This window comes from Streptomyces sp. CBMA123 (assembly GCF_014596465.1).
Taxonomy (GTDB): domain Bacteria; phylum Actinomycetota; class Actinomycetes; order Streptomycetales; family Streptomycetaceae; genus Kitasatospora.
In genome coordinates, this window is sequence record NZ_MECK01000549.1 from 1 (window position 1) to 606 (window position 606).

General features: G+C 78.7%; 1 protein-coding gene. It reads right to left on the reverse strand.

Annotated elements, in window-relative coordinates; genetic code table 11:
- The coding region (locus BG452_RS36420; RefSeq protein WP_188308621.1) for an MFS transporter at positions 1–606 on the reverse strand (606 nt) is incomplete at both ends.

The window sequence follows — 606 nt, forward strand, 5'->3', positions numbered from 1 at the left end:
GCCGGCGGGGGAGGCGGAGGGCGAGCAGCGCGCCCGCGGCGGCGACGGCGGCGGTCGCCAGGGCGACCGGGGTGAGGGCCGCGCCCGGGGAGCCGTGGCCGACGATGGTGGTGGCGAGGGCGATGCCCAGGGCCGGGCCGACGTTCATCATGGTCTGCTGGAGGCCGCCCGCGACCCCGGACTCGGCCGCCGGCGCGCCCTGGACGATGACCGAGGTGGCGGTGGCCATCACGGTGCCGAGGCCGCAGCCGAGCAGCAGGAAGCAGCAGCCGATCGCCGGATCCCCTGAGCCCGGGCCGAGCCGGGCGGTCAGCAGGATGCCCGCCGTGATCAGCACCATGCCGGCCAGGACGGTGTCGCGCGCACCGTGCCGCTTCGCCAGCCAGGCCGAGGCGGGCGCGGCGAGGATCATCGTCAGCGCGAGCGGCGCCGCCCGCAGGGCGCTGCGCAGCGGGTCGAGGCCGAGCACGTCCTGCAGGAAGTAGGTGGTCGGGAACAGGACGCCCAGCACCGCAGCCGAGGCGGCGAGCAGGGCGCCGAGGGCCGGCCCGACGGAGGGCGAGCGCAGCAGGGCGGCGGGCAGCAGCGGGCGGGCGGCGCGCCGCT